Raw genomic sequence first — 23,522 nt, 5'->3', positions numbered from 1 at the left:
ATACGTGAAAAAATAAATGCAATTTAAAAATCCAGAAATCTTATACTTTTTAGGACTACTAATTATTCCTATTTTAGTACATCTTTTTCAACTACAAAAATTTATAAAAGTACCATTTACAAACGTTGCATTTTTACAAAAATTAGCGCAGCAAACACGTAAAAGTTCACGCATAAAAAAGTGGTTAATTTTAGCTTCTAGAATGCTTTTATTTACAGCGATAATTTTTGCATTTTCTCAACCTTATTTTAGCAACAAAACATCAAACAAAAAGCAACATAATTTTATATACTTAGACAATTCCTTAAGTACAAATACTAAAGGTGAAAAAGGAAATTTACTACAAATATCGGCACAAGAAATTATAGAAAATGTTTCAGAAAAAGATGTATATTCGTTGCAGACAAATTCAGGTTTTTATGATAAAATTACAAAAACTGAATTAAGAAATGTTTTACTAAACATTAAAGAAACTTCAAAAAGAGTAGATTTATCTACAGTTTTACTAAAATTTAACGCCAATTTAAATAATGAAACAAAAAGTTTAAATAAGACAATACTTATATCTGATTTTCAGAACACTTACAAAAACGAGTTTACAAATGTAACACCCTCTTTTTCTGCCATAAAATTAGAATCTTCTACAAAAAACAACATTTCAATAGACAGTGTTTTTATAAGCAACTCAAATGCAAGTAATTTTACTTTAAATGTTCTTGTAAAAAATCATGGTGAAGCAAAAAACAATATTCCTATAGCAATATACAACAAAGCCAAACTTATTAGCAAAAGCTCCTACTCTTTTGAAAAGGACACTCAAAAAATAATTGAGTTTAAAATTCAAAACCAAGAAGAATTTAACGGAAAAATAACAACAACTTTTAGCGATACTTTTGCGTTCGACAACGTGTTTTATTTCACCTTTAAAAACGATCAAAAAATTAATGTTTTATCTATTGGAAAGAAAGCAGATTTTCTTTCAAAAATTTACAATAAAGAAGCCTTTAACTTTACACAATCTACACTTCAAAACACCAACTACAATTCAATACTAAAACAGCAATTAATTGTTTTAAATGAGGTTGAAGATATTTCAGAAATGGTATCAAAAAAGATAATTGAGTTTTCAAAAAATGGAGGAAACTTAGTTATTATTCCAAATGAAAATTTAGATATTATCTCTTATAATTCATTTCTAAAAAAATTAAATGCAGGAAAAATTCAGGCTAAAAAAATTGATACTTTAAAGATTACAAATATCAATTATACCCATCCTTTATTTCAAAATGTTTTTTCAAAAAAGGTAACCAATTTTCAATATCCAATTGTTAAGAACCACTACCCTATTTCATCAAAAAACGCAAGTAATATTGTTTCATTTGAAAACAATACATCTTTTATTTCTCAAATTAAAAATAAAGAAAGTAACGTCTATTGGATCTCAAGTTCTTTAGATAGAAAAAATAGCAATTTCATTAATTCACCATTAATTGTTCCTGTTTTTTACAACTTCGGGAAATTGAGTTTTAAACATCCTCAATTATTTTACAGAGTTGCTACTGAAAACAAAATTGATATTAAAACAATCATTGATAAAGATAAGGTCTTAAGAATTGCTAACTCAGAAATTTCTTTTATTCCTTTGCAACAGAAATTTCAGGATAAAGTTAGCATCATTACAAAAAACCAGCCTTTAAAATCTGGCCTGTATAGTATTTTAAAAAACAATGACACTATACAGAAATTAGCTTATAATTATCCAAAAGAAGAAAGCTTACTAAACTTTATGGATTTAAATGATTTGAAAAAAGCAAATAAAAATATTACCGTTTCTAGTTCTATTTCCGATATTTTTCAAGAAATAAATAAAAAAAATGAAGTTCATTGGCTTTGGAAATGGTTTTTAGCGCTGGCAATTGTATCTTTGCTACTAGAAATTTTGATTTTAAAATTCTATAAACCATGACCACGCTTATAAAATCGGCAACGATTATAGACCCTTCAAGCCCATATCATAATCAACAAAAAGACATTTTAATTATCAACGGAATCATTGATAAAATAGCTGATTCTATCACAAAAAAAGACAGCTATCAGTTAGTAGAGCTAGATAACTTACATGTTTCTTGTGGTTGGTTTGATACTAGTGTTTCTTTTGGAGAACCAGGTTTTGAAGAAAGAGAAACTATTAAAAATGGATTAAATGTTGCTGCAAAGAGCGGTTTTACTGCTGTTGCAATAAATGCAAACTCTAACCCTGTAATTGATAATAAAGCTGCGGTTGAGTATTTATTACACAAAGCAAATGGTTTTGCTACAAACCTCTACCCTATTGCTGCTTTAACACAAAAAAGCAAAGGTATAGAAATGGCAGAATTGTTTGACATGCAACAATCTGGCGCCATCGCTTTTGGAGATTACAATAAGCCCATTGCAAATGATAATTTAATGAAAATTGCACTTTTGTATGCTCAAAATTTTGATGGTTTGGTTTTTAGCTTTCCTAAAAACAATTCTATTGCTGGAGAAGGAATTGCAAATGAAGGAATTAACAGCACAAAACTTGGACTCAAAGGAATTCCTGCTTTAGCAGAACATATACAAATTGCTAGAGATTTATTTTTATTAGAATATACAGATGGAAAGTTACATATCCCAACTATTTCTACTGCAAAATCTGTAAGCTTAATTAAAGAAGCAAAAAAGAAAGGATTACAAGTAACTTGCAGTGTTTCTGCACATCATTTAACATTAAATGATGATGAATTACATGGTTTTGATAGTAATTTTAAGGTAAATCCTCCTTTAAGAACTAAAACGGATGTTAAAGCTTTACAAAAAGGAATTAAATCTGGAGTTATTGACATAATTACCTCAGACCATAATCCTATTGATATTGAACATAAAAAACTAGAATTTAGCGAAGCAAAAGATGGAACTATTGGTTTAGAAAGTGCTTTTGGAGCTATAAATTCAGTTTTAGAATTAGACAACTTTATTGAAACTATTACAACAAAACCAAAAGCAATTTTTGGTTTAGAAAATTACTCTATCAAAGAACAAAATAAAGCAGAAATTACTTTATTTAATCCAGAAAATGAATATACTTTTAACAAAAAAGATATTTTATCAACCTCAAAAAATAGTGCTTTTTTAAATAAAAGTTTAAAAGGAAAAGCATATGGAATTTACGCTAACAACCAACTAATAATAAATTAAATATCATGGAAAATCATACAGCAAACGAAGGAAAAACAACAGCAATTATTAGCCATTTATGGGTTATTGGACTAATTATAGCTTTTTTTATGAATAATAGTAAGAAAAATTATTTTGCGAGTTTTTACATAAGACAAATGATAGGATTAAACTTATTACAAATTTTAAATGGATGGATCATTTATAAATTCATAGGATCTACCGCAGGTGCAATAGTAGGATTTATTATTTTCGTTTTATGGGTAATTTCTTTGATAGGAGCTATAAAAGGTGAAGAAAAAAGTGTACCCGTTTTAGGTGATCAATTTCAAGATTGGTTTAAAAACATTTAATCTCTAAAAAAGTAGTCAAAGAATGAGCGATTTACAATACCTAGTAAGACAACCAATAACAGCAGTTGAAAACCCGCCTTTATTAATTTTATTACATGGTTATGGTAGTAATGAACAAGATTTATTTTCTTTTGCAGAAGAATTACCAGATGAGTTTTTAATTATTAGCGCACAAGCACCTCTACCAATGGGAGGTAGAAGTTACGCTTGGTATTCTATTAATTTTGATGACAAAAACGGTAAGTTTTCAGATTTAATACAAGCAAAAGAATCTATAGATAAAATAGCTGTTTTTATTGATGAAATAAAGACAAAATACAATACAAACCCTGAAAAAACATTTTTATTAGGTTTTAGTCAAGGCGCAATTTTAAGCTACTCTTTAAGCTTTTTCTACCCTAATAAGGTACAACATGTAATTGCGTTAAGCGGTTATGTAAATACTGAATTACTTCCTGAAACTATTTCTAAAGAAATTAAAACGGATTATTATGGTTCTCATGGTTCTGTAGACCAAGTTTTACCTGTAGAATGGGCTAGGAAAAACAAACCTTTTCTAGACAACTTAGGTTTAAACAATGTATATTCTGAATACCCTGTTGGACACGGAGTTGCTCCACAGAATTTTTATAGTTTTAGAAAATGGATTGAAGAACGTTTGTAGATTTATTTTTTATTTTAAAACAGACTTCATAATCATCTTAAGTTAGTAGATTCTATAAAAAGCTACTTTTTTAAAATGCAAAAATCAACAAAAACAATAGTTTCTTTTAAACTACCTTTGCATTAAAAAATAATCAATGCAGTTTTCTGAATTACCTTTACATAAATCAATCTTAAAAGCAGTTGCTGAAGAAAGGTTTCACACACCAACTCAAGTACAAGAGAAAGCAATTCCTTTAGTTTTAGCTAAAAAAAACATTATTGTTTCTGCTAATACTGGTACAGGAAAAACTGCAGCTTTTGCATTGCCTATTATTCAGCTTTTGCTGGATAAAGAAGCATCAGAAAAAGGAAAGAAAAAAATAAAATCTTTAATTATTACTCCAACTCGTGAATTAGCTATACAAATTTTAGAAAACTTTAAAAGTTATAGCAGACACACAAATTTAACCACTACAGCTGTTTTTGGAGGTGTTTCTTTAGATCCTCAAAAAGAAATTTTAGCTAAAGGTGTAGATATTTTAGTTGCAACTCCAGGAAGATTAATTGACCTTCAAATACAAGGAAACATAGATTTAAGTGCCATTGAAATTTTTGTGCTTGATGAAGCAGATTTAATGCTAGACATGGGCTTTATTGCAGATATAAAAAAGATTGAAGCCTTATGCCCAAAGAAAAAACAAACGCTACTTTTTTCTGCTACAATTCCAGAAAAAATAGATGAATTAGCAAATCGGATTCTAAAAAATCCTATTAAAATTGAAATAAATCCACAAGAAACAACTGCAAAAAATATTGGTCAGTTATTATATTATCTACCAAAGAAAAACAAAACAGATTTGTGTTTGCATTTATTGAGAAATACCATCAATGGAAAAATAATCATCTTTAGACGTACAAAATTTGGAGTTGATAAATTAGAAACCTCTTTAAAGAAAAATGAATATAAAGTTACTAGTATTCATGGAGATAAAACCCAAGCGATAAGAAATAAAGCTATTGAAGATTTTAAAAATAAAAAAGCAAATATCTTAATCGCTACTGATGTTGCTGCACGTGGAATTGACATTACAAATGTAGATGCCATTATTAATTTTGATATTCCTAATATTCCTGAAACCTATATTCATAGAATTGGTAGAACTGGTAGAGCAGGAAAATCTGGAATTGCATTTTCTTTCTGTTCACCAGATGAAAACGCTTATATTAAATTGATTGAAGCTTTAATTGAAAAACCAATTAAAGTAATTACTGAACACCCTTACCTTATTGCTCCTCCAAAACATAGAAAAAAGCAACCAAACACAATTAGTAAACATAAAAAAGGAAGAAAGTCTGAAGCTTCTAAAAAGAAGAAAAAACGTTGGTACTAAAATAATTTAATCCCAATGAATTTAACTTTAAAACATCTCCTTGAAAACTCAAAAAGGTTTTATAAAAAATAGAGCATGAAAAAACCCCAAGTTAAAACTTGGGATTTTTTATATAGTCAAAAATTAATTAATCTTTTCTTATTGCACTTTTATAGAACAACCAATGGCTCTTGTTTGTGTTTTTGAAGGTTTTTTACCTGCTAACAAAGCTTCTATAACATCTTCTACATATTTTTCAGTTACTTTATCTGGGTTTCTAGAACTATTGTCAATTGCACCAATATATTCAACTTTCATTGTTTGCTTATTTACAACATAAACATGTGGCGTTTTGCTTGCTCCGAATTTTGGATACACTTTTTGGCCTTCATCAAACAAATAAGGAAAAGTAAATCCTTTTTCTGATGCACGTACTTTCATATCCTCAAAACCATCACCTCTAGAAGCTTTTGGGTCATTAGGATTTATTGCAATTACCGGAAAACCTAATTTTTTATACTTTTTATCTAAAGCAATTATTCTATCTTCATTTGCTACTGAATATGGACACATGTTGCATGTAAAAATGATTACAAATCCTTTTGCATCAGAATAATCTGATAAGGAAACCATTTGATTATCAATATTTTTTAATTTAAAATCTTCAATCTTATCACCAACTTTATAACCTTCAGTTACTTTGTTTGTAAATGCTGTTGCTATTATAGCTACAAATAATAATAGAATCGTTTTTTTGAATTTCATATTGTTCTTGTTTAAAGTTTATAATAAAGATTTTAATTCAATTTCTAATTTTTCATAATCAAAAGATTGCTCATAGAATTTTCGGCCTTTTGAGCTATAAATTAAAGTAGCTGGTATTGCTCCAGACCAAGTAGAATCTATTGCTTTTATCCAAACATCTTCATTTACATCATCTAACAAAACAACTTTAGATTTTAACTCCTTTTTGTTGATAAACGGAATCAATCTTTTATCAACTTGTTTTGGAAAATCTAGACTCACTAAAATTACTTCAACATTTTTAGTAGCATACTCTTGTTTTAATTTTTCGAAAGCAGGTAACTCCTTAACACAAGGTGCACACCAAGTTGCCCAAAAATTGATAACATATGTTTTATCATCATTTTTTTCTAACAATGGTTTTAACTCATTATATGTGTAAGATTTTACAGAAGTTACCTCTAATTTATCATCTTTAACAACTTCTTTTTTACATGAAGAAAAGCCTATAAAAATTAAAAGAATAAAAATTGATTTTTTCATGATTTTTTAAAATTACATTTTTTAGGAGTGTAATAAAAATAATTAACTCATTATTAACAATAAAGACCTTATAAAATTAATTTTACAAGGTCTTTATTTATTTGATTTATAAATGTTTAACAAAAAATTTCATTCAATATTTTTGCCAATCTAATTCCACCTTTTTGTAGTTGAGTTCTAACGGTTCCAAAATGGTCGTAAGAATATCTGTATTTTAAATTTTCACCAACATTTGCAGACTTATACACTTCTTTGGTAATTTCATGAACCTCATCAACCCATTCAATAATAGTTCCCTTTTGAATTGCCTCAACTTGTTTTTTAGACAAATCTTTTGCATTACCAGCTAATTCTAAATAACTCATGTTCCATTCTTCAATCATTTTTGTATCCCAAACTGAGTGCAAATTTGTTCCTCTACCAAACCATTGAACTTGCACAGTATTACCTCCTTTATCTTCACGTTGGCCAATATGCATTGGTTGATGTAAATCTCCAACAAAATGAACCAACATTTTCAAATAAAAGACTTTGTCTTCTTCAGCACTGTTTTTATCTTTTAAAACTTCAATACATTTATTAATTCCCGTTACTAAATCTCCTCTTGGATTTTTCTCTGCATCTGCATATTTTTCATCCAAATCCATATTAATATAATGCCAAGAATAAAATTCGCTGAATTTTCTATCAGATTTTATTTCATCTGCATATGTAGAAACAAAAGCTAAACTCTCTCCTTTTAACAATTTATCAATTTTTCTTTTTGCCCTATTTGTTAAATGTTTTTCAGCAATTTTACCTGTAGTTCTGTGTCCTGTTGGCCCCCAAAATACAGTTTCCTCAATTGTAGGGTTTGAGAAAAAAAATAGTGATATCAATAAAAATAATTTAATTTTCATCTTGAATTTTTAAAATTAGGTTTCTACAAATTTATAAAAATAATCATCACAAAGTTTGTAAAATCAAAAAAAAATAATATATCTTTGTGATATCATTTTAATATCATAATAAAATTAAACACATGAAAGCAGAGAAAATTATTAAACCAGCAAATGGTTATTTAATGTTACTAATCGTTTTACTATTGTTTTTTGGAGGAATAGCAATAACGATTAATCAAGAGACTCCTATTTACTTAATTGCTACTCTAATTGGTTTTATTGGTTTCTTCGGATTTATCCTTGTAAATCCAAATACTTCTAAAGTAATTTTATTATTTGGTAAATATGTAGGTACTATAAAAGATAATGGTTTGTATTGGGCAAATCCACTGTTCAGAAAAAAAACAATTTCTTTAAGAGCTAGTAATTTTGATAGCGAACGTTTAAAAGTAAATGACAAATTAGGAAACCCAGTAATGATTTCTACTATTTTAGTATGGAGAGTTACAGACACTTACAAGGCTGCTTTTGATGTTGATAATTATGAAAACTTTGTACGTGTACAAACAGATGCTGCAGTTAGAAAATTAGCTAGCATGTATCCTTATGATAATTTTGCAGATGAAGGCCACACAGAAGATATTACGTTACGTTCTAGTGTAAATGAAGTTTCTGAAGCTTTAGAAAAAGAAATTGAAGAACGTTTATCTATTGCAGGAATTGAGGTTTTAGAGGCAAGAATTGGATATTTAGCGTATGCACAAGAAATTGCTTCTGCAATGTTAAAAAGACAACAAGCCACAGCAATTGTAGCTGCAAGACATAAAATTGTTGAAGGTGCTGTTAGTATGGTAGAAATGGCCTTAGAAGAACTAAACAAAAAAGACATTGTTGAGTTAGATGAAGAACGTAAAGCTGCTATGGTCAGTAACTTAATGGTTGTTTTATGTGGTGATAAAGATGCTTCACCCGTTTTAAACACAGGAACTTTAAGCCATTAAAAAGCCTTTCTATCTTCTTAAGAAAAGAAACTCATGATAATTAAAGAAATTAAAAATGAAAGAATATAAAGTAGTAAATTGGAAAATGGGGTTGACAAGAAATAATGAAAAACTTGAAGATACCCTGAACCAATATGCAAGAGAAGGTTGGATTTTAAAACATATAGCAGAAAATACATCTAGAATTGTTTTAGAAAGAAATAAAAACAGATAAAAGTGAAAGTTTTTAAAGAAGAACAACGTTTTACACAAACTTGGTTAATTGTACTTTTAGCTTTTAGTATTATTGTTCCAATTGCAATAATTGTGAAAGAATATTTTAAAGAAAATACTAAAATGACAACAAATGAATTTGTTTTAACATTAGCAGGAATATTAATTTCTGTGCTATTCATCTTCTTGTTTAAACTAACTACAAGAATTGATGAAAAAGGGATTCATTATCAGTTTTTTCCTTTTCATTTTTCAATGAGATTAATTGCTTGGAATGAAATTTCTAAAGCAGGAATTAGAACCTATTTCCCTATAAGTGAATTTGGTGGTTGGGGTTTAAAAGGCGGTTTCTTTTTTAATAAAGGAAGAGGAAAAGCAATTAATGTTTCTGGTGATATTGGCATTCAATTAGTTTTAAAAAATGGTGAAAAATTATTAATTGGGACACAAAAAAAAGAAGAAGTAAATAGAGTGTTAGAAACCTATAAAAACAAACTAACATGATACGTATAATTGCATATTTAATAATTTCAATATTCGGAATTGCAGTTTCTTTAGCTCAAGTAAAATCAGAAGAAATTTTACTTAAAAATGGAAAGATAGAATTACCAGGAACGTTAACGTTTACTCAAGAAAATACTCCTTTAATAATTTGGGTTCATGGCTCTGGACCCGTAAATAGAAACGGTAATCAACCTGCACAAAATATAAAAGCAAATTATATAAAACAATTTAGAGATGCTGTAAATAAAGAACAAATTGCATTTTTTAGTTTTGACAAAAGAACTGCCAATAAAAATAATATTAAATTTTTAACAGATATAAAACTTCAAGATTTTGCTTTAGATGTTGAAGAAATCATAAATTATTTTCATTATGAAAAACGTTTTTCTAAAATCATTTTAGCTGGTCATAGTCAAGGTTCTTTAATTGCAATGTTAGCAGCAAAAAAAGCTGATAAATATATCTCTATTGCTGGAGCAGGAGAAACGATTGATAAAACTATTATAAAACAAATTAGCAAAAACAATTCTACTTTAGGTGAAGCCGCAAAAAAACAATTTGATACACTAAAAACAAAAGGAAAAATTGAAGTTGTAAACCCGTTTTTAATGAGTGTTTTCGCAAAACAAAATCAATCTTTTTTATTTTCTTGGATGCAAATAAATCCTTTAGAAAAAATCAAAAAACTAACGATTCCTATTTTAATTATTAATGGTAAAAAGGACATACAAGTTCAAGTTTCTGATGCTGAAACATTAAAAAAAAGCGCAACCAAAGGCAAAATTAATTATTATTGAAAACATGAATCATGTTTTAAAGAATATCAATAAAGATGAAGACAATCTAAAATCGTATTTTTCACCAGATTATCCTATATCAGAAGAACTAATTAGTACCATCGTAAAATTTGTAAGAGAATAACATGGCAAAGAAGAAAGCATTCGCGTTGCGAGTTAATGAAGACATGATAAAAGCAATTGAAAAATGGGCTGCAGATGAATTTCGTTCTACAAATGGGCAAATAGAATGGATGCTAATGCAAGCGCTTAAAAATGCAAAAAGAGAACCTAAAAAGAAAGAGGAATAGATTCAGATTCTTTAAACTAAGCTCATACATAAATATTAAAATAGAAAAAACATTAAAAGAAACGTTCAATTTTCATTGAGCGTTTTCAATTTTTGTATCTTGTTGCCATTAAACTTAACTCCAAAATAACATACTATGAAAAAAATATTTACATTACTTTTTTTATGTGCTACTACCCTACTATTTTCACAAGATTTTTCTATGGATTTGGTAAAAAACATGAAACCAAGAAATATAGGTCCTGGAGGAATGTCTGGACGTGTAACTTCTATTGATGTTGTAGAAGCAAACCCAGAAATAATGTATGTTGGTACAGCTTCTGGTGGAATTTGGAAATCTACTTCTGGTGGAACAACTTGGAAACCAATTTTTGAAAAAGAATTAACAGCTTCAATTGGTGCTGTTGCAATTCAACAATCAAATCCAAGTGTAATTTGGGCAGGAACTGGAGAAGGAAATCCAAGAAATAGCCTAAATGGTGGATTTGGAATCTATAAATCTTTAGATGCTGGTAAAACCTGGAAATCGATGGGCTTAGAAAAAACAAGACATATTCATCGCGTAATTATAGATCCTACAAACCCTAATACTGTTTACGTTGCAGCAATTGGTTCTCCTTGGGGAGAACACAAAGAACGTGGTGTTTATAAAACTATTGATGGTGGTAAAACGTGGAAACAAATTTTGTTTACAAACATAAAATCTGGTGCTGCAGACTTAATTATGGATCCAACAAATCCAAATAAATTAATTGCTGCAATGTGGGAACACAAACGTGATCCTTGGTTTTTTAAATCTGGTGGAACAGGAAGTGGTTTGTATATGACGCATGATGGAGGAGAAAATTGGAAACAAATTACAGAAAAAGAAGGTTTTCCTAAAGGTGAATTAGGTAGAATTGGAGTTGCAATAGCACCAAATAACCCTGAAATAATATATGCTTTAGTAGAAGCTAAAAAGAATGCACTTTATAAAAGTGTAGATGGAGGTTTTAAATGGACAAAAATAAATGATAAACCAGGTATTGGAAATCGTCCTTTTTATTACTCAGAGATTTATGTTGATCCACAAAACGAAAATAGAGTATATACAGTCTTTACTTACGTAAATGTATCACAAGATGGAGGTAAATCTTTTAAACAATTAATGCCTGCTTATCGAGCAAATAATGGAGTTCATCCAGATCATCATGCTTGGTGGATTCATCCTAAGAATGGTAAATTCATGATTGATGGAAATGATGGAGGTTTAAACATTTCAAAAGATGGAGGTAAATCTTGGCGATTTATTGGTAACATTCCTGTGGCACAATTTTATCACATAAATGTAGATAATGAATATCCTTATAATGTTTATGGGGGAATGCAAGATAATGGTTCTTGGAGAGGTCCTGCTTATGTATGGAAAGCACAAGGAATTAGAAATTCTTATTGGCAAGAAATTAGTTTTGGTGATGGTTTTGATGTAGTTCCTGATAAAGATGATTCACGTTATGGTTGGTCAATGAGTCAACAAGGTTCTGTGTTAAAATATGATTATATCACAGGAAATAATTACTCTGTAAAACCTACACATCCAGATGCAAAAGTGAAATTACGTTTTAATTGGAATGCAGCCATCAACATGGATCCTTTTGATAATGCTACTTTATATTTCGGAAGTCAGTTTGTACATAAATCAACAGACAAAGGTTTAACTTGGACTGTGATTTCTCCTGATTTATCAACCAATAATCCAGAAAAATTAAAACAAGCAGAAAGTGGTGGTTTAACTATGGATGCAACTGGAGCAGAAAATCATTGTACAATTTTAGTAATTGAGCCAACAGTTTTAGAAAAAGACGTTTTGTGGGCTGCAACTGATGATGGACAAGTACACATTACAAAAAACAGTGGAACAACTTGGACAAATGTTGCTAAAAACATTAAAGGTTTACCTGCAAATAGTTGGATTACTCAAATAAAAGCATCCAATAAAAATAAAGGTGAAGCATTATTAGTTGCCAATGATTACAGACGTTTTAATTACACTCCCTATGCTTACAGAACTAAAAATTATGGTAAATCTTGGGAACGAATTGTAGATGAAAACGATGTACAAAGCTATACACTTTGTATAATTGAAGATCCTTTAAATAAAAACTTATTGTTTTTAGGAACTGATGATGGTTTATATATTTCTATAAATGCTGGAAAAAAATGGACAAAATGGACAAATGGATTTCCTACAGTTCCTGTAAAAGATTTAGTAATTCAAACAAGAGAAAATGATCTAGTTATTGGAACTTTTGGAAGAGCTGCTTGGGTTTTGGATGACATTAAACCTTTAAGAACAATTGCAAATGGAAATATTACTTCGAAAAGATTAGAGTTATTTGCTCCACCAGTTGCTTATCAAGCTGCAACACAACAACCAACAGGAAGTAGATTTGGTGCAGATGCAATATATCAAGGTGAAAATCGAAAAAGAGGAGCTATTATTTCTTATTACATCAATGCACCTTTAGATAAAAAAACAAATAATAAACAAAACGAAAATGACTCTAAAGAAACTGAAAATACTGTTAAATACGATTCTATAAAACTTGAAATATTTGATAGAGTAAGAAAAATTAGAACATTAAAAATAAAAACTCCTAAAGAAAATGGAATTCACAAGACAACTTGGGGTTTAAGAGAAAAAGGAGTTGCAAGAGCATCTAGAACAATTAGAAAATCTAAAAGAGAACCAAGTGGAGTTTCTGTGAAACCTGGTGTTTATAAATTAAAAATGACTTATGGAGATGCTATTTCTGAGCAAAATATTAAAGTAGAATTTGATCCTAGATTACAAATTTCTCAAACAGCAATTAATCAAAAATATGATGCAAGTAAAGAATTAGAAGCCTATCAAGAAAAAATAGCCAACGTTGTTAAACAATTAGTTGAAAACAAAAATGCTGCAACAAACTTAAAATCTCAATTATCTAAAAAAGATAAGAAAAAGTATAAGAATGAAATAAAATCTTCGACAGAAATTATTGAAAAAATTGATAATTTAATTGCTCTTTACCTTGGTAAGGTTGATAAAAGGCAAGGAATTACACGTAACCCTGAAGTCACTGTAAATCAACGTTTTTCTTTAGCTAGTAGATATATTCGTTCTCGTTTTGGAGAACAAACTTCTACAGAATCTATTTTAATGAATCAATTTAAAATGGAATTTAAAAAAGCTTTAGAGCAAACTAATAAATTTATTAATTCTGAATGGAAAGCATATAGAAATACTACTGAAAAAATTAAAATATCTCCTTTTAAAGAACCTATAATTTATGTTATTAAATAGATTGTAGTTATTAAAAAAAATGAGAAAATTAATTATTATTTTATGTTTTAGTCTGTTTTCATTTGTGGCAAAAGCTCAAAATTCCCCTGAACACAAATTAGGAAGTTGGTACATGTATAATGGTTCTCACAAACTATCTAAAAATATAAAACTTAAAACAGGTGCACATTTTAGATATTTTGAACTTGCTTCAGAATATCAACAAGAAATTTATCGAATGGGGCTCAATTATAGTCTTAATAAAAAAGTAAATTTTACTGGTGGTGCTGTATATTCAATTACAGATACATCTTATAAAACAGATTTACCAGACTTATATGAATATCGCTTTTATCAAGATTTAAATATTAAAGTTAATTGGAATACAATTCAAGTAAACCATAGAATTAGATTAGCACAAAGGTTTAAAAGGCAAAATTTAAAAGATGAAGTAAAACATAGAATAAGATATGGGTTATTTTTAAAGTATCCAATATTTCAAAAATGGGAAACCTATGCATTTAGTGAAATATTTATAAAATTTGCAGCAAAAGCATTTAGTCAAAATAGAACTGGTGCCGGATTAATTAAAAAAATTAATGAATCAGTAAAGCTAAAAATAGGCTATTTTTACACAAAATTCTCAAATAGTAGTCTTCATAGAGTACAATTAGGCATTATTTTAAACACAGATTTTACAAAAAAAACAATATAAATATGACAGCACCTACTTTTACAAACGATGCAATCGTTTTTGGAATATTAATGTTATCACTCGGGTTCGTTTTCTATACAGAAAGTAAAACAAGTGGTTTTTGGCACAAATTTTACAAAATTGTTCCTGGTTTATTTATGGCATATTTTATTCCTGCAATTTTTACAACTGCCGGAATTATATCCCCAGAATGGGAAACGACAAATACTGTAGGAGAAATTGTAAAAGAAGAATCTCAATTATATTATGTTTCTAGTCGTTTTTTATTACCTGCAGCATTAGTTTTAATGACATTAAGTATCGATTTAAAAGCTATTTTTAACTTAGGTTCTAAAGCATTAATTATGTTTTTTACAGGAACTATAGGAATTATAATTGGAGGTCCTATTGCAATCTTATTAATCTCAATTTTTTCTCCAGAAACAGTTGGTGGAGCAGATTTTGATGCGGTTTGGAGAGGGCTTTCTACACTTGCAGGAAGTTGGATTGGTGGTGGAGCAAACCAAACTGCCATGTTAGAAATTTACCAATACAATCCTCAAAAATATGGAGGGATGGTTTTTGTTGATATTGTTGTTGCCAATATTTGGATGGCTATTTTATTAATAGGAATTGGTAAAAAAGATAAAATTGATAAATGGCTTGGAGCAGATACTTCTGCAATCGAAGAATTAAAAGAAAAAGTTTCTGCCTTTTCTCAAAAAACAAAAAGAAACCCTACGTTAACAGATTTAATGATAATGTTAGCAATTGCATTTGGTACAGTTGGGTTTGGTCATTTTGCTGCATCCTATTTAAGTACTTTCTTTAATAATTTAGTTTCAGGTATTGAATCAGAAACCTGGAGAAATGTCTTTACCTTTTTAGGGTCTGGCTTCTTTTGGTTAATTAGTATCTCTACAATTGTTGCAATTATATTATCCTTTACAAAAGCAAAAAATTACGAAGGTGCAGGTGCTAGTAAATTAGGTAGTATTTTTATTTATGTATTAGTAGCTTCTATTGGTATGAAAATGGATTTGGCTATGATTTTCGACAATTTAGGTTTAATTGCTATTGGTGTTGTTTGGATGACAATTCATGCTGGTTTACTAATTTTAGTAGCAAAATTGATAAAAGCACCTTATTTCTTTTTAGCAGTTGGTAGTCAAGCAAATGTTGGTGGTGCTGCTTCTGCCCCTATTGTTGCTCAAGCTTTTCATCCTTCTTTAGCAACAGTTGGTGTTTTATTAGCTGTTTTTGGATATGCAATAGGAACTGTAGGTGCAATTTTGTGTACTATTTTATTAGAATTATCAGCGACTCTTTAAATAAAAATGAGCATATTTGCAGACGAAAATTTAGATTTATGAAGAAAATTATTACTCTTTTAGTACTATCAATTTTAATAACAGCATGTTCTTCTAAGAAAGAAGGAAACATGATTGTAAAAGGACAAATTAAGGGTCTTAAAAAAGGAACTTTATACCTGCAAAAAATGAAAGATACACTTTTAGTATCTGTAGATTCTGTAAACTTAATAGGAAGTGATAAATTTATTTTAACTGATAATATAGAATCTCCTGTATTATATTATTTAACTTTTGATGGAAATACTACTGATAAAAGAATCTTATTTTTTGGAGAAAAAGGTACAATTACTATTAATGATAAAGTAGAACAGTTTGGCTATACTCCAGAAATTTATGGATCCAAAAATCAAGAACTTTTAGATAAATATAATAAAATCAAAAGAAAATTTCAAAACGATCGTTTGGAGTTTATCAAAAAAGATTTTGATGCTAAAAAAGTAAATGATACAGAGCTTGTTGCTCAATTAGAGAAAGAATATAACAAATTAGCAAAAAAAAGAGTTTTGTTTACAACTAATTTTGCTATTACAAATGCTGATATGGAAGTTGCTCCATATATTGCGCTTACAGAAATGTATGATGCCAGTTTAAAAATGCTAGATACAGTAAATAGTTCTCTATCAGAAAGAATTAAAAAATCTGATTACGGTAAACGTTTTGAAGAATACGTTAGTAAGATAAAATCAAACGAGAAATAATAATTTCTCATAGTATATAATTACATAAAACCGAGCAAATTGCTCGGTTTTTTATTGTGAAAAATTTATAAAAAAAGTCTTACTTAATCTCTTATTAAAGGTAATGTAGAACATCGCAACAAACCTTCTTGTTTAGCTATTTCTGCATAAGGTACTTCTTCTACAGTAAATCCATTTGATCTAAGCCAGGTATTAAGTCTAGTAAAGTTTTTTTCTGAAATAATAACTTCTTCAGAAATAGAAAAAACGTTACTATTCATACTATACATTTCTTCTTTTGTAATTTCAAAAATATTTTCTTTTCCAAAGAAATTAACCAACCATTCATATTCTTTTTCAACTAAAAAACCATTTTTATGAAGAATTGCTTTATCTTTTCCTATAGGCTGAAAACAACAATCTAAATGCAGTGCATTTTCTTTTGCATTTGTATTCGATTTTCTTAGCTCAAAAGACTTCACTATTTTATGAGGGAATAATTCCTGAATGGCAATTACAGCATCAATATTTGTTCTAGCTGTTATATAATCTGCATAATCATTTCCAGAATAAGTACCAATAAATATATAATCATTCCATGGCATAACATCTCCTCCTTCTACATGACATTCTTCTGGTAAAACAATAACTTTATCTGGATTTATTTGAGAAATCACTTTATCTATAGCCTTATACTCTCTTTCTCTATCTGGTAAAATATTTGCTTCAATAAATATATCATCTATAACAAAAGCAATATCTCTAGAAAAAATCTGGTTATAATTTTTAATTATATCTGGTCTAAAAACTTTTACATCATACTTATTTAAAACTTTAGCAACTGCCTCCATTTCTAAGAGCATGTCTTCCTCTTTTGGATATGTACCTGCTAAAACATGCTCAACACTTTTTGGGTCATAGCAATCTTCTACTTTAGGAACATTTCCATTACTTTGAGCTGTACCTAAAATCACAGCTCTTAACCGAGAAGTTTCGTTTTTTATATTTAATTGTAACATTATTTATAATTCGATAAAAAAAGCTTCATAAATCATGAAGCTTTTAAATTTTCTGTAAAATAATACTATTTTTTTATCTTTTCTCTAATTCTGTAAAATGTCTTAAATTTTCTCCTATATAAATTTGACGAGGACGACCAATTGGCTCTTTTCTAAGACGCATTTCTTTCCATTGTGCAATCCATCCTGGTAAACGACCTAAAGCAAACATTACTGTGAACATATCTGTAGGAATACCCATTGCTCTGTATATTATTCCAGAATAGAAATCTACATTCGGATATAATTTTCTTTCAACAAAATAAGGGTCATTTAATGCTTCTTTCTCTAAACCACGAGCAATATCTAAAATTGGATCATCAACTCCTAAATCATTTAAAACTTCATCAGCTGCAGCTTTAATAATTTTAGCTCTCGGATCAAAGTTTTTATAAACTCTATGACCAAATCCCATTAAACGGAAGGGATCATTTTTATCTTTTGCTTTAGCCATGTACTTTTTAGTATCTCCACCATCAGCTTTAATAGCTTCTAACATTTCTAAAACTGCTTGATTTGCTCCACCATGTAATGGCCCCCAAAGTGCAGAAATTCCTGCAGAAAGAGAAGCAAATAAACCCGCATGAGAAGAACCCACTATTCTAACAGTAGATGTAGAACAATTTTGCTCATGATCTGCGTGTAAGATTAATAATTTATCTAATGCATTTTTAATGATTGGATTTACTACAAAATCTTCATTAGGTTGTTTAAACATCATGTACATTAGATTTTCAACATACCCTAAATTTTTTCTTCCATAATTTAAGTGAAATCCTTTTTTCTTTCTCATTGTCCAAGCTACCAAAGTAGGAAACTTAGCAAATATTTTAACAATTGCAGTATACATTTCTTCACGAGAATTTATATCTACAGAAGAAGGATTAAAAGCTGTTAAAGCACTTGTTAAAGAAGATAATACTCCCATAGGATGGGCGTTTCTTGGAAATGCTTCAATAATTTTTCTTACATCATCATCTACTAAAGAATGACGCTTAATGTCTGCATCAAATTTTGCTAGTTCTTCTTTGTTTGGTAAATTACCAAAAATTAAAGCATAAGATACTTCTAAAAAATCTGCTTTTTCTGCTAATTCTTCAATTGAATAACCTCTATAACGTAAAATTCCCTTTTCTCCATCTAAAAAAGTAATTGCGCTTTCACAAGAACCTGTATTCTTATAACCTGGGTCTATTGTTATTATTCCATTGGTTGCTGTTCTTAATGTTTTAATATTAATGGCAACTTCATTTTCGGTTCCTTTTACAAGTGGAAATTCGTAAGAATTATCTCCAATCTGTAATTTAGCTGTATCTGACATTTAATGATGATTTAATGTGTTGTTTAGTTTTACAAAGATATCATATTTTACAGGATTTTCAAGGGTTGAAGCAATAGTTTTTAGATATTTTAAGATAACATAAAATTATATAAGAATTCCACAAAAAAACCTCATAATTTCTTATGAGGTTTCATTTATAAAAAGAGAAGTTTTCTTAAATATTAAAAGCTTTTTCTTTTGGGAAATAAGCTACCTCACCTAATTCTTCTTCGATACGTAATAATTGATTGTATTTTGCCATTCTATCAGAACGAGAAGCAGAACCAGTTTTAATTTGACCACAGTTTAATGCTACTGCTAAATCAGCAATAGTATTATCTTCTGTTTCTCCTGATCTATGAGACATAACTGAAGTAAATCCAGCATTTTTAGCCATATTTACAGCTGCAATAGTTTCAGTTAAAGAACCAATTTGGTTTACTTTAATTAAAATTGAATTTGCAATTCCGTTTTCAATACCTCTAGATAAACGCTCTACGTTTGTAACAAATAAATCATCACCAACTAATTGTACTTTATCTCCGATTTTTTCAGTTAAATATTTCCAACCATCCCAATCGTTTTCATCCATACCATCTTCAATCGAAATAATAGGGTATTTACCAGCTAATTCAGCTAAATAATCAGCTTGTTCTTTACTAGTTCTAATCTTACCTGTTTCACCTTCAAATAAAGTGTAATCGTATTTACCATCTTTATAAAATTCTGCAGCAGCACAATCTAAGGCAATTTTAATTTCATCACCAAAAGAATATCCAGCATTTTTAACTGCTAGAGCAATAGTTTCTAAAGCGTCTTCTGTACCTCCTGCTAGGTTTGGAGCAAAACCACCTTCATCACCTACAGCTGTAGATAAATTTCTATCATGTAATACTTTCTTTAAATTATGAAAAATTTCAGAACCCATTTTCATAGCTTCCGTAAAAGTTTCTGCTTTAACTGGCATAATCATAAATTCTTGAAATGCAATAGGTGCATCAGAATGAGAACCACCATTAATAATATTCATCATTGGCAAAGGCAAAGTATTAGCAGAAACACCACCTACATATCTATATAAAGGCATTCCTAATTCATTTGCAGCAGCTTTAGCGGCAGCTAAAGAAACTCCTAAAATTGCATTAGCACCTAATTTAGATTTATTTGGGGTTCCGTCTAAATCAATCATTAATTGATCAATTGCATTTTGTTCGAAAACTGATGTTCCTAATAATTCTGCTGCAATAATGTTGTTAACATTATCTACTGCTTTTAAAACACCTTTACCCATGTAATCTTTACCTCCATCACGTAATTCAACAGCTTCATGTTCTCCTGTAGAAGCTCCAGAAGGAACTGCTGCTCTACCTAAAACACCATTTTCTGTAGTTACATCTACTTCTACTGTTGGGTTACCTCTTGAATCAAAAATTTGACGTGCGTGAACGCTGATTATAATACTCATTTTATTATTTTTTAATTAATTTTAAATCTTCTAATTACGATTGCTAAATTACGAAATGTATAAGGCATTTAATAGTTTGTCTTTAATTAATTACGAAAACGTTTGCTAAGAAGAATTTGAGTAAATAAAAAACCCACTCACAGAATGAGTGGGAAAATTGCTATGAAAAAGAATGTGATTTTTACATCACAATTCAAAAATAGTTATATAATACTTTGTAAACATTAAAAAGTAGATGAATGTCCAAAAACATTCGACCAATAATAATAAAGTTACGATATAACTTATTTTGATCCTTTGATATTTTCTATAAATTGATCAAATAAATATTCTGAATCATGTGGTCCTGGACTAGCTTCTGGATGATATTGTACAGAAAATGCATTCCTGTTTTTTAATCGGATTCCTGCAACAGTATGATCATTTAAATGAACATGTGTAATTTCTACATTCTCATTAGATTCAGCATCTTCTCTATTAATTGCAAAACCATGATTTTGAGAAGTAATTTCACCTTTACCAGTTAATAAATTCTTAACAGGATGATTTATACCTCTATGACCATTATGCATTTTGTAAGTTGAAATTCCGTTTGCTAATGCAATAACTTGATGTCCAAGACAAATACCAAATAAAGGTAAATCTCTTTTAATAATTTCTCTTGCAACTTCCTGAGCTTCAATTAATGGTTCTGGATCTCCAGGTCCATTTGAAATAAAATATCCATCAGGATTAAAAGAAGCTAAATCTTCAAAAGAAGAATTATAAGGAAATACTTTTATACAAGCTCCCCTTTTAGCTAAATTTCTTAAAATATTCTTTTTAATTCCAATATCTAGAGCTGATATTTTAATGTCGGAATTTTCATCTCCAACTAAGTAAGGTTCTTCTGTTGAAACTTTAGAAGCTAATTCTAAACCTTCCATACTTGGTACTTCTGCTAATTGTTTTTTTAAGTCTTCAATGTTATCAACATTTGTAGAAATAATTGCATTCATTGCACCATTATCTCTTATATATGCAACTAGTGCTCTTGTATCTACATCAGAAATAGCTACTAAATTATGTTCAGTAAACCAATCTTTTAAGTTACCATCAGAATCAACCCTTGAATGAGTAAAACTAAAGTTTCTACAAATTAAACCTGAAATCTTAATTCCATCAGATTCTACTTCATTATTATTTACTCCATAATTACCAATATGTGCATTTGTTGCAACCATTAACTGACCAAAATATGATGGATCCGTAAATATTTCTTGATAACCTGTCATACCTGTATTAAAACAGATTTCTCCAGTAGAAGTTCCTTCTATTCCTACAGACTTTCCATAAAAAATTGTTCCATCTGCTAATAAAACTAAAGCCTTCTTTCGTGTTTGATATTTCATTGATTGTTGTTGTTGTGTGTTGGTGCAAAAATATAAAAAAAGGGATAAACATTTACGTTTATCCCTTTTAGTTTATAATGAATTGTAATGTTTAAATAACTTTGTAATATCAACTTCTTTTCTATAAGAAATTTTATTTTTTTTAATAAAACTTTTAATTTCTTTTCTTTTATCTTTTAAAAGAGATAATACATCTTTTTTATTCAATTTAATTTCAAGCAGATCGCCATTAATAAATGCAAAATATTTATTTTTGATAGCATAAGTATCTTTTATCATTTCCTTATGTGTCATAGGATTAATCTTCCCTTTTTTAACATAGATAATGTTCTTTTTTAAAAAACTTATTTTATTCCCATTAAAAAGAACTGCTAAAAAATGATCTGCAGAATGAAAATAATATCTTTTATAAATAACATTATTTAACTCAACATACTTTATATTATTATTATCAAATTCAAAAATTGAATCATTAGGAAATTTAGTAACAAATTTACTTTTTATTAAATCGAAATTAGAACGATTAAGACTGTAAGAATTTTTATCATTTGTATAAATGATCATTTTGTTTAACCAATTTGTAAGTAAATACGTGGTCCCTTTTATATCGTTGTTTTCAATATTCTTGGTCCAAATTCCTCTTCCAAGTCCTCCATTACCTGTACTATTTTCTCCATTAAGACTATTGTTGACAATTATAGTCTGAGAAAAAGTACTGATAAAAATAAATAATACAGGTAAAATAATTAGTTTCTTCATAATAGTATGTATTTAACTTAAAACTTAACAACAAAAATTATGCCATAATATAGAATTTTAGAATTATTTTTTTTTATTCCCCAAATATAAAAAAGAGGATAAACGTAAATGTCTATCCTCTTTTAATTCATAATGAGTTATAATAATTAAAAATATTTATAAGATCTGTTTGTTTATTAATTAACAAATTATTCTTTTTTATGTGCTTTTTTACTAAACCTTTTTTATTGGACAATAATTTTAGAATTGTAGATTTTTTTAATTTGATTTCTTTTAGTTCACCCCCTTTTTCAATATATAAAACATTATTAATTACCACTCTATCTTTTCCAATTTTTCTTTGAGTCATTGGATTTACTGAAGCATACTTAATTTTAGACACATAAGCTTTATACAAAGAAAGTTTATCACTTTCATAAATAACTTCTAATAATTGACTTACACCTAAATCAATGTCTTTTGAAACAAAAGTTGTATTTTTAATATAAAATTTACTAATATCTTTAGAATTAAAAGCATATATATTTTTATTACCATCCTCCAATTTAGCTTCAATTCTATTAAGTTTAATGTTAAAATTACAATTTAATAACTTGTAACCTTTATTATTAAAATCAAAGATCTGAGCCAAATTAGTCCAATCATCATATAAGTAAAAACTACCATCAATTGCCGTTTTAGTTTTATTTTTTACCCATTCACCTTTAACAAAATTCATATAATTATTAGATCCACCTCCAAAACCATTGGAACCAGAAGGTAAATTAGATGAATTTCCTTGTGGGCCCTGAGCAAATGAGGGAGAAACTGATAATAATACAATTAAAATATATGTTGCTTTTTTCATGAAATAATATTTAGTTTAATTAAAGCTCTAAAAATATAAAATAAAAGGGATAAACGTAAACGTTTATCCCTTTTATATAATTTAAAAAATTTTCA

General features: G+C 28.5%; 23 protein-coding genes. 14 read left to right on the top strand and 9 right to left on the bottom strand.

The window, feature by feature from the left end; genetic code table 11:
- Positions 1-16 precede the first annotated feature (16 nt).
- The 5 genes from PHEL85_RS13265 (at position 17) to PHEL85_RS13245 (ending at position 5,587) form a co-directional block, all read left to right on the top strand.
- Positions 17-1,966 carry a BatA domain-containing protein gene (locus PHEL85_RS13265; protein ID WP_036825784.1) on the top strand — a complete coding sequence of 650 codons (1,950 nt, stop codon included), beginning with the start codon at positions 17-19 and terminating at the stop codon, positions 1,964-1,966.
- The gene (locus PHEL85_RS13260; protein ID WP_036825781.1) at positions 1,963-3,219 is read left to right on the top strand and encodes a dihydroorotase; all 1,257 of its coding nucleotides are present in this window, start codon (positions 1,963-1,965) and stop codon (positions 3,217-3,219) included. Before PHEL85_RS13265 ends, PHEL85_RS13260 begins: the two co-directional genes overlap by 4 nt.
- Positions 3,220-3,224: 5 nt before the next feature.
- Positions 3,225-3,551: a hypothetical protein gene (locus PHEL85_RS13255; RefSeq protein ID WP_036825779.1), complete on the top strand. Its 327-nt coding sequence runs from the start codon at positions 3,225-3,227 to the stop codon at positions 3,549-3,551.
- Between the two features lie 22 nt (positions 3,552-3,573).
- Positions 3,574-4,215 carry an alpha/beta hydrolase gene (locus tag PHEL85_RS13250; protein ID WP_036825777.1) on the top strand — a complete coding sequence of 214 codons (642 nt, stop codon included), beginning with the start codon at positions 3,574-3,576 and terminating at the stop codon, positions 4,213-4,215.
- Between the two features lie 136 nt (positions 4,216-4,351).
- On the top strand, positions 4,352-5,587 hold the full coding sequence (locus tag PHEL85_RS13245; protein ID WP_036825774.1) for a DEAD/DEAH box helicase: 1,236 nt from the start codon (positions 4,352-4,354) through the stop codon (positions 5,585-5,587).
- Positions 5,588-5,725: 138 nt separating this feature from the next.
- Here PHEL85_RS13245 and PHEL85_RS13240 read toward each other — a convergent pair whose 3' ends face one another.
- From PHEL85_RS13240 to PHEL85_RS13230, 3 genes are all read right to left on the bottom strand, one after another.
- Positions 5,726-6,331, bottom strand: coding sequence for a thioredoxin family protein (locus tag PHEL85_RS13240; RefSeq protein ID WP_036825771.1), 606 nt, complete (start codon positions 6,329-6,331; stop codon positions 5,726-5,728).
- Between the two features lie 18 nt (positions 6,332-6,349).
- Positions 6,350-6,853 (bottom strand): TlpA disulfide reductase family protein, encoded by a 504-nt coding sequence (locus PHEL85_RS13235; protein WP_036825768.1) that lies wholly within the window; start codon positions 6,851-6,853, stop codon positions 6,350-6,352.
- A 116-nt stretch (positions 6,854-6,969) separates the two neighbouring features.
- Positions 6,970-7,752, bottom strand: coding sequence for a S1/P1 nuclease (locus PHEL85_RS13230; RefSeq protein WP_036825764.1), 783 nt, complete (start codon positions 7,750-7,752; stop codon positions 6,970-6,972).
- A 122-nt stretch (positions 7,753-7,874) separates the two neighbouring features.
- Between PHEL85_RS13230 and PHEL85_RS13225 the strand changes: the two genes are divergently transcribed.
- The 9 genes from PHEL85_RS13225 to PHEL85_RS13195 all read left to right on the top strand — a co-directional run bounded on the left by PHEL85_RS13225 (position 7,875) and on the right by PHEL85_RS13195 (position 16,607).
- Complete coding sequence (locus PHEL85_RS13225) at positions 7,875-8,735, top strand: SPFH domain-containing protein (RefSeq protein WP_036825761.1); 861 nt, start codon at positions 7,875-7,877, stop codon at positions 8,733-8,735.
- A gap of 55 nt (positions 8,736-8,790) precedes the next feature.
- Complete coding sequence (locus PHEL85_RS17680) at positions 8,791-8,949, top strand: DUF4177 domain-containing protein (protein ID WP_081965141.1); 159 nt, start codon at positions 8,791-8,793, stop codon at positions 8,947-8,949.
- A gap of 2 nt (positions 8,950-8,951) precedes the next feature.
- A complete protein-coding gene (locus tag PHEL85_RS18005; RefSeq protein WP_200882357.1) occupies positions 8,952-9,452 on the top strand; it encodes a hypothetical protein in 501 nt (166 codons plus the stop codon).
- The gene (locus PHEL85_RS13215; protein WP_235318278.1) at positions 9,449-10,249 is read left to right on the top strand and encodes an alpha/beta hydrolase; all 801 of its coding nucleotides are present in this window, start codon (positions 9,449-9,451) and stop codon (positions 10,247-10,249) included. The genes PHEL85_RS18005 and PHEL85_RS13215 overlap by 4 nt, the downstream gene beginning before the upstream one ends.
- A 125-nt stretch (positions 10,250-10,374) precedes the next feature.
- A complete protein-coding gene (locus PHEL85_RS17675; protein ID WP_081965140.1) occupies positions 10,375-10,539 on the top strand; it encodes an Arc family DNA binding domain-containing protein in 165 nt (54 codons plus the stop codon).
- Between the two features lie 135 nt (positions 10,540-10,674).
- On the top strand, positions 10,675-13,863 hold the full coding sequence (locus tag PHEL85_RS13210) for a VPS10 domain-containing protein (RefSeq protein WP_036825759.1): 3,189 nt from the start codon (positions 10,675-10,677) through the stop codon (positions 13,861-13,863).
- Between the two features lie 19 nt (positions 13,864-13,882).
- The gene (locus tag PHEL85_RS13205; RefSeq protein WP_036825756.1) at positions 13,883-14,557 is read left to right on the top strand and encodes a DUF2490 domain-containing protein; all 675 of its coding nucleotides are present in this window, start codon (positions 13,883-13,885) and stop codon (positions 14,555-14,557) included.
- 2 nt (positions 14,558-14,559) lie between these two features.
- Complete coding sequence (locus tag PHEL85_RS13200; protein ID WP_036825753.1) at positions 14,560-15,867, top strand: DUF819 domain-containing protein; 1,308 nt, start codon at positions 14,560-14,562, stop codon at positions 15,865-15,867.
- Positions 15,868-15,905: 38 nt separating this feature from the next.
- Positions 15,906-16,607, top strand: coding sequence for a DUF4369 domain-containing protein (locus tag PHEL85_RS13195; protein ID WP_036825750.1), 702 nt, complete (start codon positions 15,906-15,908; stop codon positions 16,605-16,607).
- Positions 16,608-16,690: 83 nt separating this feature from the next.
- Here PHEL85_RS13195 and PHEL85_RS13190 read toward each other — a convergent pair whose 3' ends face one another.
- The 6 genes from PHEL85_RS13190 to PHEL85_RS13165 all read right to left on the bottom strand — a co-directional run bounded on the left by PHEL85_RS13190 (position 16,691) and on the right by PHEL85_RS13165 (position 23,427).
- A complete protein-coding gene (locus tag PHEL85_RS13190; RefSeq protein WP_036825748.1) occupies positions 16,691-17,605 on the bottom strand; it encodes a dimethylarginine dimethylaminohydrolase family protein in 915 nt (304 codons plus the stop codon).
- A 73-nt stretch (positions 17,606-17,678) separates the two neighbouring features.
- Positions 17,679-18,965: a citrate synthase gene (locus tag PHEL85_RS13185; protein WP_036825746.1), complete on the bottom strand. Its 1,287-nt coding sequence runs from the start codon at positions 18,963-18,965 to the stop codon at positions 17,679-17,681.
- Positions 18,966-19,140: 175 nt separating this feature from the next.
- The gene (gene eno / locus PHEL85_RS13180) at positions 19,141-20,430 is read right to left on the bottom strand and encodes a phosphopyruvate hydratase (RefSeq protein WP_036825744.1); all 1,290 of its coding nucleotides are present in this window, start codon (positions 20,428-20,430) and stop codon (positions 19,141-19,143) included.
- A gap of 284 nt (positions 20,431-20,714) precedes the next feature.
- Positions 20,715-21,821, bottom strand: coding sequence for a glutamine-hydrolyzing carbamoyl-phosphate synthase small subunit (gene carA / locus PHEL85_RS13175; protein WP_036825743.1), 1,107 nt, complete (start codon positions 21,819-21,821; stop codon positions 20,715-20,717).
- A 72-nt stretch (positions 21,822-21,893) separates the two neighbouring features.
- Positions 21,894-22,580 (bottom strand): hypothetical protein, encoded by a 687-nt coding sequence (locus PHEL85_RS13170; protein WP_036825740.1) that lies wholly within the window; start codon positions 22,578-22,580, stop codon positions 21,894-21,896.
- 127 nt (positions 22,581-22,707) lie between these two features.
- Positions 22,708-23,427, bottom strand: coding sequence for a hypothetical protein (locus tag PHEL85_RS13165; RefSeq protein ID WP_036825738.1), 720 nt, complete (start codon positions 23,425-23,427; stop codon positions 22,708-22,710).
- Positions 23,428-23,522: the final 95 nt, after the last annotated feature.

Source organism: Polaribacter sp. Hel1_85, from assembly GCF_000766795.1.
Classification (GTDB): domain Bacteria; phylum Bacteroidota; class Bacteroidia; order Flavobacteriales; family Flavobacteriaceae; genus Polaribacter.
The sequence above is the reverse complement of the archived record's forward strand: the minus strand, read 5'-3'. Positions and strand labels throughout refer to the sequence as shown.

What these genes read in the sequence shown, in the direction of transcription:
- PHEL85_RS13165 (WP_036825738.1), bottom strand. Translation starts at nt 23,427, where the DNA reads ATGAAAAAAGCAACATATATTTTAATTGTATTATTATCAGTTTCTCCC.
- PHEL85_RS13190 (WP_036825748.1), bottom strand. Translation starts at nt 17,605, where the DNA reads ATGTTACAATTAAATATAAAAAACGAAACTTCTCGGTTAAGAGCTGTG.
- PHEL85_RS17675 (WP_081965140.1), top strand. Translation starts at nt 10,375, where the DNA reads ATGGCAAAGAAGAAAGCATTCGCGTTGCGAGTTAATGAAGACATGATA.
- PHEL85_RS13240 (WP_036825771.1), bottom strand. Translation starts at nt 6,331, where the DNA reads ATGAAATTCAAAAAAACGATTCTATTATTATTTGTAGCTATAATAGCA.
- PHEL85_RS13235 (WP_036825768.1), bottom strand. Translation starts at nt 6,853, where the DNA reads ATGAAAAAATCAATTTTTATTCTTTTAATTTTTATAGGCTTTTCTTCA.
- PHEL85_RS13170 (WP_036825740.1), bottom strand. Translation starts at nt 22,580, where the DNA reads ATGAAGAAACTAATTATTTTACCTGTATTATTTATTTTTATCAGTACT.
- PHEL85_RS17680 (WP_081965141.1), top strand. Translation starts at nt 8,791, where the DNA reads ATGAAAGAATATAAAGTAGTAAATTGGAAAATGGGGTTGACAAGAAAT.
- PHEL85_RS13210 (WP_036825759.1), top strand. Translation starts at nt 10,675, where the DNA reads ATGAAAAAAATATTTACATTACTTTTTTTATGTGCTACTACCCTACTA.
- PHEL85_RS13250 (WP_036825777.1), top strand. Translation starts at nt 3,574, where the DNA reads ATGAGCGATTTACAATACCTAGTAAGACAACCAATAACAGCAGTTGAA.
- carA (WP_036825743.1), bottom strand. Translation starts at nt 21,821, where the DNA reads ATGAAATATCAAACACGAAAGAAGGCTTTAGTTTTATTAGCAGATGGA.
- PHEL85_RS13260 (WP_036825781.1), top strand. Translation starts at nt 1,963, where the DNA reads ATGACCACGCTTATAAAATCGGCAACGATTATAGACCCTTCAAGCCCA.
- PHEL85_RS13200 (WP_036825753.1), top strand. Translation starts at nt 14,560, where the DNA reads ATGACAGCACCTACTTTTACAAACGATGCAATCGTTTTTGGAATATTA.
- PHEL85_RS13255 (WP_036825779.1), top strand. Translation starts at nt 3,225, where the DNA reads ATGGAAAATCATACAGCAAACGAAGGAAAAACAACAGCAATTATTAGC.
- PHEL85_RS13245 (WP_036825774.1), top strand. Translation starts at nt 4,352, where the DNA reads ATGCAGTTTTCTGAATTACCTTTACATAAATCAATCTTAAAAGCAGTT.
- PHEL85_RS13195 (WP_036825750.1), top strand. Translation starts at nt 15,906, where the DNA reads ATGAAGAAAATTATTACTCTTTTAGTACTATCAATTTTAATAACAGCA.
- PHEL85_RS13225 (WP_036825761.1), top strand. Translation starts at nt 7,875, where the DNA reads ATGAAAGCAGAGAAAATTATTAAACCAGCAAATGGTTATTTAATGTTA.
- PHEL85_RS13185 (WP_036825746.1), bottom strand. Translation starts at nt 18,965, where the DNA reads ATGTCAGATACAGCTAAATTACAGATTGGAGATAATTCTTACGAATTT.
- PHEL85_RS13215 (WP_235318278.1), top strand. Translation starts at nt 9,449, where the DNA reads ATGATACGTATAATTGCATATTTAATAATTTCAATATTCGGAATTGCA.
- eno (WP_036825744.1), bottom strand. Translation starts at nt 20,430, where the DNA reads ATGAGTATTATAATCAGCGTTCACGCACGTCAAATTTTTGATTCAAGA.
- PHEL85_RS13230 (WP_036825764.1), bottom strand. Translation starts at nt 7,752, where the DNA reads ATGAAAATTAAATTATTTTTATTGATATCACTATTTTTTTTCTCAAAC.
- PHEL85_RS13265 (WP_036825784.1), top strand. Translation starts at nt 17, where the DNA reads ATGCAATTTAAAAATCCAGAAATCTTATACTTTTTAGGACTACTAATT.
- PHEL85_RS13205 (WP_036825756.1), top strand. Translation starts at nt 13,883, where the DNA reads ATGAGAAAATTAATTATTATTTTATGTTTTAGTCTGTTTTCATTTGTG.